Origin of the sequence: Dyella sp. (assembly GCF_051962475.1) — a bacterium.
Classification (GTDB): domain Bacteria; phylum Pseudomonadota; class Gammaproteobacteria; order Xanthomonadales; family Rhodanobacteraceae; genus Dyella_A.
The window spans coordinates 15,685-31,100 of sequence record NZ_JBQCCF010000059.1; the positions used below are offsets into that span (position 1 = coordinate 15,685).

Here is a 15,416-nt window from a genome sequence, read left to right on the forward strand (position 1 = left end):
TCGCTGTTCGTTGACGGCTCGGACACCGCGCGCAGGTGACGGTGCGCGGCAAGCGCGGCCTGTGGCCGCGGCTGCGTGCCGCCGCCTGCGGCGCGATCCATCGCAACGGAGGGACCGTCCATGCTTGTCACCATTCTCATCGTGCTGCTCATCCTCGCCCTGATCGGCGGCCTGCCCACCTGGGGCTATTCGCGCAGCTGGGGCTACGGCCCGTCGGGCATCGTCGGCGTGATCCTGGTGATCCTGGTGGTGCTGTGGCTGCTCGGTCGGATCTGACGTCGCCCCGGATCAGCGCTCGATGGTGAGCGACTCCACGTACACCAGTTCGCAGGCGCCGTTGCCGGTGTCCTCGCGGGTGAGCGAGCTGTTCCAGTGCCAGCCGTCCGGACGGCTGGCGTCCACCAGGAAGCCTTCGATGCGCACCACCTCGCCGGCGCGCACGCGATCGAGCATCGCACGCACGCCGGCGTCGGCGGGGATCAGGTGCATGTTGGCGCTGGATTCCTCGATCTCGCGGCGGGGAATCGGGTAATCCTTCACGCGCCAGAAGTAGAAGCGGTCGGACTGGCTGACCTCGATGCGGTCCAGCACCGCGCTGTCGGACATGCGGCCCCAGCCCAGCGCCAGGTCGGTGGGGGCGAGCGAAGCGCCGGCATCGAAGCGGTAGTCCTCGCGCGAAAGCACCCGGGCGGTGGCGTCGAAGTGGGCGCGGGTGAGCAGGGTGACGTCGTCGCGCTGCAGCTGCGCGGGACTGTCCAGGTCGATCTGCTCCGGCGCCTCGGCGGCCAGTACGCCCGGCGCCGCGTGCAGGGGGCGCCGTTGCCACGTGTGCAACGCGCCCCACAGCACCAGCACCCCGGCGGCAGCCAGCGCGAGCTGGCGTCCGGTCATGCGTCGCCGCTCCGGATGGCGCGGGCGCCTTTCGCAGCCTTGGTGCGGGGCGCGCTGACGTTGAGTGTCGAGGTCGTGGTGACCGAGCGTGGGTCCAGCAGCTCCGGCGGCAGGCGCTTGAACACGGCGGCGAGCTTCAGCAGGAAACCATGCATCGCCGAGCTCTTGCGCCACACCATCGCCAGCCGGCGGCTGGGCGCCGGATGCTTGAACTCGATCAGGTGCAGATTGCCCGACGGCGCCACCGGCGGCTTCACTGCCAGGGTCGGCAGCAGGGTGATACCCACTTCGGCCGACACCATCTGGCGCAGCGTTTCCAGGCTGGTGGCGCGGAAGCCGTTGCGCTCGCCCGCGCCGGCCAGGTGGCACACCTCCAGCGCCTGGTCGCGCAGGCAGTGACCGTCCTCCAGCAGCAGCAGGCTCTCGTGCGACAGGTCGGCCAGTTTCAGCAGCCCCTGCTTGTGCGCCAGGTGATGCGACTGCGGCACCGCCAGCACGAACGGTTCCTCGAACAGATACTCCACATGCAGGCTGTCCTCGTGCAGCGGCAGGGCGAGGATGCCCGCGTCGAGCTTGCCCTCGCGCAGCAGCCGCACGATCGTTTCGGTCTTCTCTTCCACCAGCAGCAGTTCGAGTTTGGGGAACGCCTCGCGCACCATCGGCACCGAGTGCGGCAGCAGATACGGCCCCAGGGTGGGGAAGATGCCCAGGCGCACCGTGCCCGACTCCGGGTCGCGCGTGCGCCGCGCCACCGCTCGAATCTGCTCCACTTCGTTGAGCACCTCTCGTGCGCGATCGGCGATCTCGCGGCCCACCTCGGTGAGCAGCACCTTGCGCGGCGTGCGCTCGACCAGCGCCACGCCCAGTTCGTCTTCCAGCTTCTTGATCTGGGTCGACAACGTGGGCTGGCTGACGAAACAGGCTTCGGCGGCATGGCCGAAATGGCGATGCTCGGCCAGGGCGACGAGATAGTGCAGATCGCGCAGGTTCATGGCACGCCTCGGGAAGTTGCATAGCTCACGGCTATGGTTGCGATGCTAACAATCAATTTGTGCAATGCAAGGGCGGTGCGTATCGTGCGCAGCGTGGCTGATGCGGCGGGCCTCACCCCCTCCCGGGCCCGATCTCCCCGCGACCGCAGCAGCCCGAGCCCGCCCGGCCTTCCCCCTTCCCGGCCGGCACGCGGGCCACCCCGCCGGCGACGAAGTCCCTCCTTCGTCGCCGGTTTTTTTTTGCTGTTGTCCGGGCGCGACGAGGGTGGCAGCCATGCCTTCTGGCACTGTGTCGGAAGTCATGTGCCGCCTAGCGTTCAGGGTTCCCTCGTCACAGGAAGCCCCTCCATGCGCCTAGCCCGCCCGCTCATGTTCACTGCCCTGGCCGCCTGCTGCGCCAGCGCGTTCGCCGCCGGCGCCGATGCGGTGCCGCACGGGCGCCTGCCCGGCTGGGCGATGCCGCAGTCTTACCAGCTCGCGTTCAAGGTGGATCCGCGCCAGGCCGATTTCTCCGGCCATACCGTGATCACCGTGAAGCTGTCGCAGGCCTCCGACTACGTGTGGCTGCACGGCGCCGACTTGAAGGTATCCAAGGTTGCCGTGACCGACGCCGCCGGCAAGACCGCCGCGGGCAATTACGTGGCGGTGGCGCCGAAGGAAGGCGTGGCGCGTATCGACTTCGGCCGCACGCTGAAGCCGCAGACCATCACCCTGGCGATCGACTACTCTGCGCCGCTCAACCAGCAGCTGCAGGGCCTGTACAAGGTCAGCCATGAGGGCCAGCCCTATGCGATGACGCAGATGGAGCCGATCAGCGCGCGCTACGCGTTTCCCGGCTTCGACGAGCCCGGCATCAAGACGCCGTTCGACATCACCCTCACCGTGCCGAAGGACGAGAACGCGGTGGCCAACACCGCGCAGGTGAAGGAAGTGGACGACGGCAACGGCTGGAAGACGCTCACCTTCTCGCAGACCAAGCCGCTGCCGACCTACCTGGTGGCGTTCGGCGTGGGCCCGTGGGACATCGTCAACGGCCCGGACATCAAGCCGGACGACTACCGCACCACCGTGCTGCCGCTGCGCGGCGTGGCCGCGAAGGGCGAGGGCCACCGCATGCAGCACGTGCTCAGCGAGACGCCGAGCATCATCCACGCGCTGGAGGACTACTACGGCTTCGGCTATCCGTGGGACAAGCTCGACCTGCTCGCCGCACCGGACTTCGCTGCCGGCGCGATGGAGAACCCGGGCCTGGTCACCTTCCGCGACTGGCTGCTTCTGCTCGATCCGGATTCCCCGGCGCAGTACGTGCGCGGCTCGTTCAACGTCACCGCGCACGAACTGGCCCACCAGTGGACCGGCGACACGGTCACCACCGCGTGGTGGAACGACATCTGGCTCAACGAGGCCTTCGCCACCTGGATGCAGCAGAAGGTGACGATGAAGGTGCACCCGGAATACCGCGCCGACCTGGACCGCATCCGCGGCGCGCAGGGCGCGATGAACAACGACAGCCTGGTCAGCGCGCGCAAGATCCGCCAGGAGATCACCGGCAACGGCGACATCATGACCGCGTTCGACGGCATCACCTATCAGAAGGGTGCGGCGGTGCTGGGCATGTTCGAGAACTACGTGACGCCGGCGGTGTTCCAGCAGGGCATGCGCGCGTACATCCAGGCGCACAAGTTCGGCAACGCCACCGCCGACGACTTGGTCGACTCCATCGCCCAGGCCGCCGACAAGGGCGCCGATTTCAAGAACGCGTTCAAGAGCTTCCTCAACCAGTCCGGCGTGCCGTACGTGCAGACGAAGCTGGAGCAGAAGGGCGGCCAGACCATCCTGCATCTGAGCCAGAGCCGCTACCTGCCGGTCGGTTCCACCGGCGACAGCGCGCGCGTGTGGGGCGTGCCGGTGTGCGTGCGCTACGGCACCGCCGATGGCAGCAAGGTGAGCTGCGAAATGCTCGACAAGGCGCAGGGTTCGATGGTGCTGGCCGGCGCCAGCAACCCGACCTGGGTGATGCCCAACGCCGGCGCGCAGGGCTACTACCGCTTCGGCATGACCAAGGCCGACCTGGCCTCGCTGGGCAAGCAGATCGGCTCGCTGGCCGACACCGAGCAGCTGGCCTACGCCGATGCGGTGAGCGCCAGCTTCCGCCACGGCGACATCGATGCCGGCGACGCGCTCGCCGCGCTCAAGCCGCTGGCCGCCTCCAAGACCGACGAAGTCGCCACCGCGCCGCTGGGCACCTTCGAGTGGATCTGGGGCCAGCTCGCCAGCACCGACGCACAGCGCGCCAAGCTCACCACCTGGGCGAAGGACGCCTATCTGCCGCGGCTCGAATCGCTGGGCTACCGCCGCAAGGCGGGCGAGGCCGATGGCGATTCGCTGATGCGCAGCACGTTGGCCAACTTCCTCGCCATGGACGTCAAGCTGCCGGCGGTGCGTGCGGAACTGCTCAAGCAGGGTGAGGCCGCGCTCAAGCCCAAGGCCGACGGCCGCCTCGACCTCGCTGCGGCCGATCCCGACCTGCTCGGCGTGGCGCTGGGCGTGGCCGCGCAGGAGCACGGCAAGCCGGTGGTCGACAAACTGATCGCCGAATTGCCCAAGACCAGCGACCCGGCGCTGCGCAACGCCATCCTCGGCGGACTGGGCAGCGTGGACGACGCCACCCAGGTCGAGCGCATCCGCAACTTCGCGCTGAGCAAGGACGTGAAGGTGGGTGAGATGGCTGCGCTGTTCCGCGGCGGCCGCGACACCCGGGCCGAGCGCGACGGCATGTGGAAGTGGTCGGTGGCGCACTACGACCAGATCCTCGCCCGCACCGGCAGCTTCGCCGGCGGCCGCCTGCCCGGCCTGATGGGCGGCGGCGGCTGCTCCAAGACGGAGGCGGATCGCCTGCAGGCGTTCTTCAAGGATCGGGTGAACCAGGCACCGGGCGCCGCCCGCGGCCTGGCGCAGACCGGCGAAGCCACCCTGCTATGCGCGGCACTGAAGCAGAAGCAGGACGCGAACGCGATCCTGCGCTGAGGTGATCGGTCACGCCCGCTCTGCCGACAGGAGCGGGTGTGACGGCACATTGCAGCTACCGTTCGCGCGAAGCGTCGCCTGCGTCACCGGTGCGTCGTTGGTGCACACCGGAAATCCGAAAGACCTCCCGACGTCATTCCCGCTAAAGCGGGAATCCATTTGATGTTCGGCACGCGCAGATGGATGACCGGCATCCGCCGTTGAAAAGCGCCTCCCGCTTGAACAGCCTGTGGCTGTTGAAAAGCTCTTCGCGGGAATTACGAAAGACGCTTCCTCCGCAGAAGAAAACGCCGGACGGCTCGCCGCCCGGCGTTTTCTTTGGCGCAGCCTCAGGGCGAACGCACCACCCGATCCCCCGTCAGCGCGGCGGCGGCCTGCGCACCCGCATGCTCGCGGATGAACGCCAACGTGTCCTCCAGCACCGGCGCCTTGCCGCGCAGCGGGCGCGACATCGCCAGCAGGATCGCGAAGTGGCCGATGTCCGGATACAGCGTGACCTGTGCCGACTCGCCGGCCTTCTCCAGCGTGGCGCCCAGCGAGCGCGCGTTGCGCGGCCACACGATCTTGTCGGTGGCGCCCTGCATCAGCAGCATCGGCGGCTCGTCGCCGTTGACGAAGTGCACCGGCTGCGAATTCAGCTGCGCTGCGTGGGTGGGGCCGAACATGTCGACGAAGTCGGGGTCTTTCAGCGGCAGGAAATCGTACGGGCCGGCCAGGCCGATGAAGCCGCGCAGCTGGTCCGGCTTCATGCCCACCGCTTGCAGCCAACGATCGTCGGTGGCGAGCAGGGCGCCGATGTGCGCGCCGGCCGAGTGGCCCATCAGGAACAGGGCAGTGGAATCGCCGCCGTATTCACCGGCGTGTTCGCGCGACCACGCCACGGCACGCGCGGCGTCGCGCATGAAGCCATCCATGCGCACCTGCGGCCACTTGCGGTAGTCGGGGATCACCACCACCAGCCCGCGTCGCGCCAATGCTTCGCCGGCCCATCGGTACCACTGCCGCTTGCCGGATTTCCAGCTGCCGCCATAGAAGAACACCACCACCGGTGCGCCGCGCGCGTCGGCTGGGCGGTACACATCCAGCGCCAGCTGATGCGTCGCGTCGAAGCTGACGTCGTGCGTGGCGACCACGCCCTGGTCGCGCGCGGTGGCGTTGAGACCCGCGAACAGCGTGGCCTGGCAGCCGCTGAGCAGGCCGGCGGCGAGCAGGGCCGCCATGCCTCGCCATCGCCGCGCATGGCTGCGGGGGATCGGCTTGGCGGGGGAGGCGGCGCGGCGGGAATCGCTGAATGGATGCATTGAAAGACTCTCTCGCACACGGCATGGCGCGTGCGTGCAGGGGGAGCGAACGTGCGATGACCCCGAATCGCGCCGAGTGGCGTTTCATCCGGAGGACGTGCCCTTGGCTTACGGGCGGAGCGAACTCCGGGATGCAGCGTGGCCATCGCGGGCGCCACGCCATCGCCTACACTGCCTGCGCTCACCAAGCGGGAAGGGGAAGACCATGCAACGTGGTTCATGGAGTGGGTGGCTCGGTCTGGCGCTGCTGGCTGCGCTGCTGACCGCGCCGCTACGCGCGCAGGACAACGACATTCCGCCCGCACTGCGCGACTGGCAGGGATGGGTGCTGCACGACCGCCCCCAGCAGGCGTGCCCGTTGCTCAACAGTCCGGGCACGGCCAATGACGCGCGCCAGTGCGCCTGGCCGGGCCGGCTCGCGCTGCAGGCCGATGCCAACGGCGCGAATTTCACGCTGCAAGTGCGGCTGGATGCGCCCGGTTGGGTGGCCTTGCCCGGCGATGAGCGCGACTGGCCGCAGCAGGTGCGCGTGGACGGCCAGGCGCAGCCGGTGCTGGCGCATCGCGAGCAGCCGTCGCTGTGGCTGGGCGCCGGTAGTCATCGGCTGGAGGGCGCCATCGCGTGGTCCGCGCGGCCATCGACGCTGGCGCTGCCGCCGTCGATCGCGCTGGTCGACCTGTCGATCGACGGCGTGCCGGTGGAGCGCATCGAGCGCAACGACGATCGACTGACCCTGGGCGAAGCCGCCGCTGCCGCACGCGCCGCCGATGCGCTGTCGCTGCGTGTTTATCGGCAGATTGCCGACGGCCTGCCGCCCACGCTGGAAACCCGGCTGCAGATCAACGTCGCCGGCACGGCGCGCGAACAGCTGCTGGGCCCGGCGCTGCCGGCCGGCTTCGTCGCCACGGCGCTGTCCGGCGACCTGCCCGCACGGCTGGAGAGCGACGGCCGCCTGCGCGTGCAGCTGCGTCCCGGCCAATGGACGATCACGCTGGATGCGCGCGCTACCGCGCCGCTGGCCGGCGTGACGTGGAAGCCGCCCGGCGCGCCTTGGCCGGCGCAGGAAATCTGGAGCTACGCCGACAACACCGATCTGCGCGGCACGCGTGTCGAAGGTCAGGGCGTGGATGCATCCCGCGCCGGCGTGCCGGCCGACTGGCTCAGCTTCCCCGCCTTTGCGGTGGATCCCAGCCACGGACTCGCCATCGTCGAAGGCAATCGCGGCGACCAAGGCGGGCAGGGCGACCAGCTGCAATTGCAGCGTGAGCTGTGGCTGGATTTCGACGGCCGCGGCCTCAGCGCGGTCGACCATCTCACCGGCACGCTGCGCCACCAGCAGCGGCTCGACGTCGGCGCGCCGTGGCAACTGCAGCGGGCGGAGCAGGGCGGCGCGCCGCTGCTGATCAGCCAGGGCCAGGACGGCCGCAGCGGCGTCGAGCTGCGCCAGCAGGCGCTGGACCTGCGCGCCGGCTTGCGCGTGGCGCAGCACGGCGGGAGCCTGCCCAGCGGCGGCTGGCAGATCCCGCTGGAAGGCATCGACGCCACCTTGCACCTGCCGCCGGGCTATCGCCTGGTTGGCGCCAGTGGCGCAGACCGTTCGCCGGATTCGTGGATCGCGCAGTGGACCCTGCTCGACCTGTTCGTGGTCGCGCTGATCGCCCTGCTCGCCGGCCGCGCGCTGGGCTGGCCGTGGGCCGCGCTGGCCGCCGTGTTCCTCGCGCTGGCACAGCATGAAAGTGGCGCGCCGCGCTGGACGCTGGCATTGGCCTTGGCGCTTGCGTTGCTGCTGCGCGCGCTGCCGGACGGTCGCCTGCGTGCGGCGGCGCGCTTCGTGGCGTTGGGCGCGTTCGCGCTGGCGGCGCTGTGGACGCTGCCGTTCGCCGCCACGCAATTGCAGTACGCGCTGCATCCGCAGTTGGAGGGTGGCGTCGCGCAGGGCACGATCCGCATGGTCGCGCAGGCGCGGATGGAGTCGCTTGATCAACTCGCGATGCAGCAGCGGCAACAGCCGCAGGACAAGTCCGCCGCCCCTGCCCCGCCTGCACCCCCCATGCCGATGGCGACGCCTCTTCCGCCGCCTCCGCCGTCCGAACCCGCCGTGGAAGAAGCCTCTACCAACCCAGCGCCCGATCGCGCCGGCATTCTAGCCTCGGTCACCGCTTCGGCCATCGATACTGCCAGCGCGCCGCTGGACAGCCGCAGCGTGGTGCAGGCCGGTGCGGGCGAGCCGGAATGGAACACCGGCAACGATTATCGACTGAGCTGGTCCGGTCCCGTCACGGCAGAACAGACCACCCGCCTGGTGATCGCGCCGGCATGGCTGGTGCGCCTCCTGCGCGTGTTGATGGTGGCCCTGCTCGGCGTGCTGCTGGGGCGCATGGTGCCGCCGTTGGTCACGCCGCTGCGCGGGCACTGGAACGACTGGCGACGCAGTGCGGCGAGTGCCGCAATGCTGATGCTCGCGCTGCTTGGCCCGCACGTGGCACGGGCGCAGCAGGTGTCCGTCGCGTCGATGCCGGATCAAGCCATGCTCGCGCAGCTGCGCGAGCGTCTCACCGAGGCGCCCAAATGCGCGCCCGACTGCGCCGCCATCGCCGACGCCCAGCTGCAGGCCAGCGGCGACACGCTCGACATCGCGCTGGAAGCGCACGCCGGCGCGAACGTCGGCTTACCACTGCCGCAGGGCGACGACGCACTCACCTTGCTCGATGCGCGTGTCGATGCGCAGCCGGCCGCGCTGGTGAACCGCGATGACACGCTGATGCTGCGGCTCGATCGCGGCGTGCACCGGGTGACCCTGCACTACCGCCTCGCTGCCGGTGCCGACAGCGCCAACCTGCGCTTCCCGCTCCATCCCGGGCACGTGGGCTTCATCGGCCAAGGCTGGGGCGCCAGCGGGCTGGACAATGACCGCCTGCTCGGCGACAGCGTGGCGCTGAGCCGCCAGCGTGCGGCCGCTGACGGTAGCGCGCTGGCCGTCACGCAGAGCCTGCCTGCCTACGTGCGGGTCACCCGTCTGCTGAGTTTCGGCGTGGACTGGACCGTGCAGACCACGGTGGAGCGCCTCGCCCCGCAGGACGGTGGCTTCAGTGTGAGCCTGCCGCTGCTGCCGGGTGAGCATCCGCAGGGTGACGGCGCGCTGGTGCGTGACGGCGCCATCCAGGTGAGCTTCAACGCGAACGACCCCGTGGTGATGTGGACCAGCCGCCTCGATCGTGCGCCCACGTTGACGCTGAAGGCGCCACCGCTGGGCCAGCGCGCCGAGGTCTGGCAGGTGGACGCCGCGCCGATGTGGCACATCGAAGCGCACGGCGTACCGACCAGCGCGACTTCGCACGGGCTGCGTTTCCAGCCGCTGCCGGGTGAAACGCTGACGCTGGCGCTGAGCGAACCCAAGGCGGTCGCCGGCAGCAGCATCGCGTTCGACCGCCTGCAGGCCACTACCGCGGCAGGGGAGCGCGCCAGCGAGACCACACTCTCGCTCACCGCGCGCAGTACGCGTGGAGGCGAGCACGCGATCACACTGCCGGCCGGCGCCGAACTGCTGCAGGCGCGACGCGACGGACAACCCCTGTCCCTCGCCGTTCGCGACGGCCGGCTCGGCCTGCCGCTGCTGCCGGGCGTGCATCGTTTCGACGTGGTGCTGCGCGTGCCGCACGGCGTGGCGACGCGCACGATGACGCCCGCGCTGGACCTGCGCGCGCCGGTCGCCAACCTGGGGCTCAGCCTGCAACTGCCGCAGGACCGCTGGGTGCTGTGGACCTGGGGGCCTTCGATGGGGCCCGCCGTGCTGTACTGGTCGCAGTTGGTGGTGCTGTTGCTGGCGTCGTGGCTGCTCGCGCGCTACGCGCCAACGCCGCTGCGCTTTCATCACTGGCTGCTGCTCGGCCTGGGTTTCTCGGCGTTCGCGTGGAGCGCCTACGCGCTGGTGGTGGTCTGGCTGATCGCGCTGGGACTGCGTGCCCGCGGCGTGCGAGCGGGTAACGATGTGGCGTTCAACCTGCTGCAGATCGCACTGGCGATACTCACCGCGCTTGCCCTGCTGGCGCTGGTGGGGGCGGTGCCGCGCGGCCTGCTCGGCCTGCCCGACATGCACGTGGCCGGCAACGGCTCCACCGCGTGGCAGCTGCGCTGGTTTGCCGACCAGAGCACCGGTGCGTTGCCATCGGCCGGCGTGTTCAGTGTGTCGCTGTGGGTCTACAAGATCGCCATGCTGGGGTGGGCGCTGTGGCTGGCCAATGCGCTCATCGGTTGGCTACGCTGGGCCTTCGGCGCGTGGAGCGAGGGTGGCTACTGGCGCAAGCGGGCGGCCAAGGCAACGCCCCCGGATCTGCCGCCGACCTCTCCCACGGACACCGCCACGCATGACTGAAGTACGCCACGCCCTGGGTGATGCCGCGCGTCGCCTCGGCGATCGGATTGATGCCGAGGTGTTGCTGCAGCATGTGCTGCGCCGGCCAGCGAGCTGGCTGCTGGCGCACGCCGACGACGTGCTCTCGCTGGCCGACGAGCGTGCCTTCGTCGAACTCGTGCGGCGACGCCAGCTCGGTGAGCCGGTTGCCTACATCACCGGTCGCCGGGGCTTTTGGTCGCTGGAGCTGGAGGTGACGCCGGCCACGTTGATCCCGCGGCCGGAGACCGAGCGGCTGGTGGAGCTGGTGCTCGATCGCCTGGCCGACGACGTGCCCATGCGCGTGGCCGATCTGGGCACCGGCAGCGGCGCTATCGCACTGTCGATCGGCACCGAGCGGCCGCGTGCGCGGATCACGGCCACCGATGCCAGCGCCGAGGCGCTGGTGGTCGCTCAGCGCAACGCGCGGCGGCTTTGCATCCCGAACGTGCAGTTCGTGCACGGCGACTGGCTGACGCCGCTGGGCGAGGTGCGCTTCGATCTCATTGCCTCTAATCCGCCGTATATCGAGGCGGACGACCCGCATCTTGCGCAGGGCGACCTGCGTTTCGAGCCGGCCTCGGCCCTGGCTTCCGGCCCGGATGGCCTGCACGACATCCGCCGTATCGTCACCGATGCGCGCCAGCACCTGCTGCCCGGCGGCTGGCTGCTGTTCGAACACGGCTGGAACCAGGGCGAGGCCTGCCGTGGGCTGCTCGAACATGCGGGATACGCTGAGGTGTTCACCGCGCAAGATCTGGAAGGCCGCGATCGCGTCAGCGGTGGGCGGCGCGATGCGGCAGGGTAGCGGTACTGAATCGATTCGGCGCAAGGTCCCCGGCCCGGCAGGGCCGGGGACGCCGTCACATCAGTCGATCTTCTCTAGCGAGCGATCGCGTTCGATCTTGTAGATCTTCACCGGCGGCCGGCCGGACTTGAGCAACTTCAACTTGGCCGCGCCGGCCTGCTGGCAGGCGTTGACGCCATTGGCGAACACGCCGCCCTGGTTGCACTTCCAGTCGTAGAAGTTCTGGATGCCGGCAGCCAGTTGCAAGCTGTAGTCGGTACTGAGCGCCTGACCGGGGCTGAACGGCACGCCTGCCATCTCGTTCTGGAACCATCGCATCCACTCCTTCGAGCCGACCGGTGGCACATTGGCCTGGAAGGTCGGGTTCATTGGGGCGACCTGCGGGCTCTCAGCGGTCATGTGGCAGCTCATGCAGGCGCTGACCGGGTTGTCGACCGGGCCGTCAAGGCGGCCGTTCCAGCCCAGGTGGGTGGGCGGCAGCTCGGGCTTGGCATTGATCGCCGTCTCCTTGAGGTCCGGATTGATCCGGGTCTCAGTCGGCTGCTTGTTGGTGTACTTATCGCCGTTGTCTTCCGGATCGTTGCCCCACATCACGCCGACCGGCACCAGGTTGTCCCAACCCGGCTTGCCGGTGACTGCGCCGTTGTACTGGAACGTGCCGAAGATCCAGCCGGTACCCGGCACGCGCTTGTCGCGCACGGCGAAGTCCATCTGGATCAACGCTACGTCCTTCACCACACGGTTGGCCGAGTCGAAGCTGTCGGTGACGTAGCCCTTCCACAGCACCGGATTTTCCAGGAACGGCACCTGCGACAGCACGACGTCGGCGAACAGCGGCTTGCACACCACGGTGCCGTCCGGGAAGCTGTTCGGCTGCGAGACGACGGACGGATCGGGATCCATCGGGTTCTTCCATACCCGGCCGATCGCGTAGCCGCCGATGTCGTTGTAGATGCCTACGGCATAGGTCTGGCCGGTGGTCGTCTGGGACGGCGCCAGTTGCTTGGACTGGATCTGCGCTTCCTTGGTCAGGCCGTGGATGCCCTCGCGGCCGGAGGGGCCGTAGTGCTGCCAGGGCACGTGGTACCAGTGGCGCACGGTGTTGTTCTCGACGTACCAGTCGGCCTCGACGTTGCCCTCCAGGCAGTAGTGCTTTACGGCGTCGGCGTAGGTGCGCCAGTCCTCGAAGTTGTTGGTGAACTTCTTTGGCAACAGCTTGAAGAACGCCGGGACGCCTTTGGGCGCGGTCTGCGGATAGTTCTGGCTCAGTTTGAAGATTGGCCCCTTGTAGTCCGACGGTGGTTGGAAACCGTAGTCCGGAAAGGTGCCGGCGAAAGCTGTGCCAGCGAACAGCGCGAGCGCCGCGACTGCGGCGCAGGTCTTGCTCTTGGTTCCTAACATGATGCGTACCTCCTCCTTGGTCGTTCCTTCGCACGGGCGTTGCGCCCGCGCGCACGATGTCCGGCGCGTTTCCGGCCCCCGGACGGGCCCGCGTCCGGTGTCGGCGATTGCTCCCCGGCACCGGGCTCGATGCTGTCGTTGCTTGGTTTGCGCGTGGATCCCCTGAATGCGCCGCCGCTCTCCGGGCAGCCACCCCGGGCCGATCTTAATCGGTCACCGGTGATTGTGTTGGCTTAGGCGGTGGCGGTGGCCAACACGGGAAAGCGTGCTCGGATCGCCTGACGGATGCCCGGCAAGTCCAGCCCGCCCATGCTCAGCACTTCCTCGCGGCTGCCGTGTTCCAGATACGCGTCTGGAAGGCCAAGGTGCAGGATCGGCAGCGTGATGCCGTGCGCGGCCAGGCATTCGGCCACGGCCGAGCCGGCGCCGCCGGCGATGGCGTTGTCTTCCAGCGTGACGAAGGCGTCGTGGGTCTTCGCCAGTTCCACCAGCAGCGCTTCGTCGAGCGGCTTGACGAAGCGCATGTTGACCAGCGTGGCGTCGACCTCGGCGGCCACCACGGCGGCCGGCGCGAGCATGGCTCCGAAGCTGAGCAGAGCCAGTCCGCGGCCGCGGCGGCGCACTTCGGCCTTGCCAATCGGCAAGGTGTCCAGCTCCTTGCGCAGCGGCGTGCCGGGGCCGGTGCCGCGTGGATAGCGCACCGCGGCGGGGCCGGGATAGGCGAAGCCGGTGGAGAGCATGGTGCGGCACTCGTTCTCGTCGGCCGGCGCCATGATCACCATGTTCGGCAGGCAGCGCATGAAGCTCAGGTCGAAGCTGCCGGCGTGCGTCGCGCCGTCGGGGCCGACCACGCCGGCGCGGTCGATGGCGAAGGTGACGTCGAGGTTCTGCAGCGCCACGTCGTGGATCGCCTGGTCATAGGCGCGCTGCAGGAAGGTGGAATAGATCGCCACCACCGGCTTGGCGCCCTCGCAGGCCATGCCCGCGGCCAGCGTCACCGCGTGCTGCTCGGCGATCGCCACGTCGAAATAGCGCTCCGGGTATTCGCGCGAGAAGCGCACCAGGCCCGAGCCCTCGCGCATCGCCGGGGTGATGCCCATCAGGCGCTCGTCGGCCGCGGCCTGGTCGCACAGCCAGTCGCTGAATACGTCGGTGTAGGTCGGCTTGGCCGGTGCGCTCTTTTTCACCAGGCCAGCCTGCGGGTCGAACGGGCCGACCGCGTGGTAGTCGATCTGCGACTCCTCGGCCGGGGCGTAGCCCTTGCCCTTGGTGGTGATCACGTGCAGCAGTTGCGGGCCGGGCAGGTCTTTGACGGTGCGCAGCGCGGCCAGCAACTGCGGCAGGTTGTGGCCGTCGATCGGCCCGGTGTAGTGGAAGCCCAGTTCCTCGAACAGCGTGGAGGGCACGAACATGCCTTTGGCGTGTTCTTCCCAGCGCTTGAAGAAGCGGCCCATCAGCGACTGCTTGGGGATCGCACGCTTGGCGCGCTCTCGCCAGCTGTTGAGCGTGCGGCTGGCCATGGCGCGGGCCATCATCTTGGTCAGCGCGCCGACGTTCTCGCTGATCGACATGCCGTTGTCGTTGAACACCACCAGCATATTCGGTTCCACGTCGCCGCCGTGGTTGAGTGCCTCGAACGCCATGCCGGCGGTCATCGCGCCATCGCCGATCACCGCCACCACCTTGCGCATGTCGCCGCGGCGCTGGTTGGCGATGGCCATGCCGAGCGCGGCGGAGATCGAGGTGGAGGAGTGGCCGACGCCGAAGGTGTCGTATTCGCTCTCCTCGCGACGCGGGAACGGCGCCAGGCCGTCCTTCTTCTTGATGGTGGTGATGCGCTCGCGACGGCCGGTGAGGATCTTGTGCGGGTAGCACTGGTGGCCCACGTCCCACACCAGCCGGTCATTCGGGGTGTCGAATACGTGGTGCAGGGCGACGGTAAGTTCGACCACGCCCAGCCCCGCGCCGAAGTGGCCGCCGGAGCTGGCCACCGCCTCGATCAGGTACTGGCGCAGCTCGTCGGCGACGGCGGGGAGCTGGTCGTCGGGCACGCGGCGCAGGTCGGCCGGCGTCTCGATCGGCGCCAGGTGGGGATAGCGGGAGAGGTCGATCATCCGCGTATTGTTGGCCCAGCGGCAGGGCGGGGCAAGGGCGGTGCGGCGTCCTGAACGTGGCGGTTTCGTTCAGCCAGGCTGCACATCCGCCTGACGCGGATGTCGCCACGCTCGCGCCGGCTTCCCTGCAAGGACCCCGTCATGAGCTCATCGTCCCTGTTCCGCCGGTTTGCCGCCGCCACGTCCACTGCCGCCGGCAAGCCCGCCACGTTCATCGTCGCGGTGCTGATCGTCGTGGTTTGGGCGGCGTCCGGGCCGCTGTTCGGCTTTGGCGATACCTGGCAGCTGGTGATCAACACCGGCACCACCATCATCACGTTCCTGATGGTGTTCCTGATCCAGAACACGCAGAACCGGGATTCGACCGCGGTGCAGATCAAGCTCGACGAGCTGATCCGCTCCAGCCACGCGCACAATGCTCTGCTGGCGCTGGAAGAGCTTGACGACGCCACGCTCGATACGACCCGTCGCGACGGTGCCGCGGCCGGTGAT

10 protein-coding genes are annotated in these 15,416 nt (G+C 69.1%); 5 read left to right on the forward strand and 5 right to left on the reverse strand.

Annotated features, from left to right (window positions below):
- Positions 1-120: 120 nt before the first annotated feature.
- The gene (locus ACTHJF_RS13165) at positions 121-276 is read left to right on the forward strand and encodes a DUF3309 family protein (RefSeq protein WP_404632089.1); all 156 of its coding nucleotides are present in this window, start codon (positions 121-123) and stop codon (positions 274-276) included.
- A 12-nt stretch (positions 277-288) separates the two neighbouring features.
- Here the strand turns inward: ACTHJF_RS13165 and ACTHJF_RS13170 are convergent, their stop codons facing one another.
- Both ACTHJF_RS13170 and oxyR read right to left on the reverse strand, forming a co-directional pair.
- Entirely contained in the window at positions 289-891 is a 603-nt protein-coding gene (locus tag ACTHJF_RS13170) for a hypothetical protein (RefSeq protein WP_440267509.1), read from the reverse strand.
- Positions 888-1,883: a DNA-binding transcriptional regulator OxyR gene (gene oxyR / locus ACTHJF_RS13175; RefSeq protein ID WP_440267510.1), complete on the reverse strand. Its 996-nt coding sequence runs from the start codon at positions 1,881-1,883 to the stop codon at positions 888-890. The genes ACTHJF_RS13170 and oxyR overlap by 4 nt, the downstream gene beginning before the upstream one ends.
- A gap of 348 nt (positions 1,884-2,231) precedes the next feature.
- Between oxyR and ACTHJF_RS13180 the strand changes: the two genes are divergently transcribed.
- Positions 2,232-4,910, forward strand: a complete 2,679-nt coding sequence (locus ACTHJF_RS13180) for a M1 family metallopeptidase (RefSeq protein WP_440267511.1) — start codon at positions 2,232-2,234, stop codon at positions 4,908-4,910.
- Between the two features lie 329 nt (positions 4,911-5,239).
- On the opposite strand, the gene ACTHJF_RS13185 is transcribed toward ACTHJF_RS13180, so the two are convergent.
- The gene (locus ACTHJF_RS13185; protein WP_440267512.1) at positions 5,240-6,130 is read right to left on the reverse strand and encodes an alpha/beta hydrolase; all 891 of its coding nucleotides are present in this window, start codon (positions 6,128-6,130) and stop codon (positions 5,240-5,242) included.
- Positions 6,131-6,416: 286 nt separating this feature from the next.
- On the opposite strand from ACTHJF_RS13185, the gene ACTHJF_RS13190 reads away from it, so the two are divergent.
- Entirely contained in the window at positions 6,417-10,583 is a 4,167-nt protein-coding gene (locus ACTHJF_RS13190; protein WP_440267513.1) for a hypothetical protein, read from the forward strand.
- A complete protein-coding gene (gene prmC, locus ACTHJF_RS13195; protein WP_440267514.1) occupies positions 10,576-11,409 on the forward strand; it encodes a peptide chain release factor N(5)-glutamine methyltransferase in 834 nt (277 codons plus the stop codon). The genes ACTHJF_RS13190 and prmC overlap by 8 nt, the downstream gene beginning before the upstream one ends.
- A 60-nt stretch (positions 11,410-11,469) precedes the next feature.
- Here prmC and ACTHJF_RS13200 read toward each other — a convergent pair whose 3' ends face one another.
- Complete coding sequence (locus ACTHJF_RS13200) at positions 11,470-12,810, reverse strand: hypothetical protein (RefSeq protein ID WP_440267515.1); 1,341 nt, start codon at positions 12,808-12,810, stop codon at positions 11,470-11,472.
- Between the two features lie 233 nt (positions 12,811-13,043).
- On the reverse strand, positions 13,044-14,924 hold the full coding sequence (gene dxs / locus ACTHJF_RS13205; protein ID WP_440267516.1) for a 1-deoxy-D-xylulose-5-phosphate synthase: 1,881 nt from the start codon (positions 14,922-14,924) through the stop codon (positions 13,044-13,046).
- 141 nt (positions 14,925-15,065) lie between these two features.
- Between dxs and ACTHJF_RS13210 the strand changes: the two genes are divergently transcribed.
- Positions 15,066-15,416, forward strand: a 351-nt coding sequence (locus tag ACTHJF_RS13210; protein WP_440267517.1) for a low affinity iron permease family protein, incomplete at its 3' end; no start/stop codon positions are given.

Coding starts and splice junctions, on each gene's coding strand:
- ACTHJF_RS13185 (WP_440267512.1), bottom strand. CDS start 6,130: ATGGCGGCCCTGCTCGCCGCCGGCCTGCTCAGCGGCTGCCAGGCCACG.
- ACTHJF_RS13200 (WP_440267515.1), bottom strand. CDS start 12,810: ATGTTAGGAACCAAGAGCAAGACCTGCGCCGCAGTCGCGGCGCTCGCG.
- oxyR (WP_440267510.1), bottom strand. CDS start 1,883: ATGAACCTGCGCGATCTGCACTATCTCGTCGCCCTGGCCGAGCATCGC.
- ACTHJF_RS13180 (WP_440267511.1), top strand. CDS start 2,232: ATGCGCCTAGCCCGCCCGCTCATGTTCACTGCCCTGGCCGCCTGCTGC.
- ACTHJF_RS13170 (WP_440267509.1), bottom strand. CDS start 891: ATGACCGGACGCCAGCTCGCGCTGGCTGCCGCCGGGGTGCTGGTGCTG.
- ACTHJF_RS13165 (WP_404632089.1), top strand. CDS start 121: ATGCTTGTCACCATTCTCATCGTGCTGCTCATCCTCGCCCTGATCGGC.
- prmC (WP_440267514.1), top strand. CDS start 10,576: ATGACTGAAGTACGCCACGCCCTGGGTGATGCCGCGCGTCGCCTCGGC.
- ACTHJF_RS13190 (WP_440267513.1), top strand. CDS start 6,417: ATGCAACGTGGTTCATGGAGTGGGTGGCTCGGTCTGGCGCTGCTGGCT.
- dxs (WP_440267516.1), bottom strand. CDS start 14,924: ATGATCGACCTCTCCCGCTATCCCCACCTGGCGCCGATCGAGACGCCG.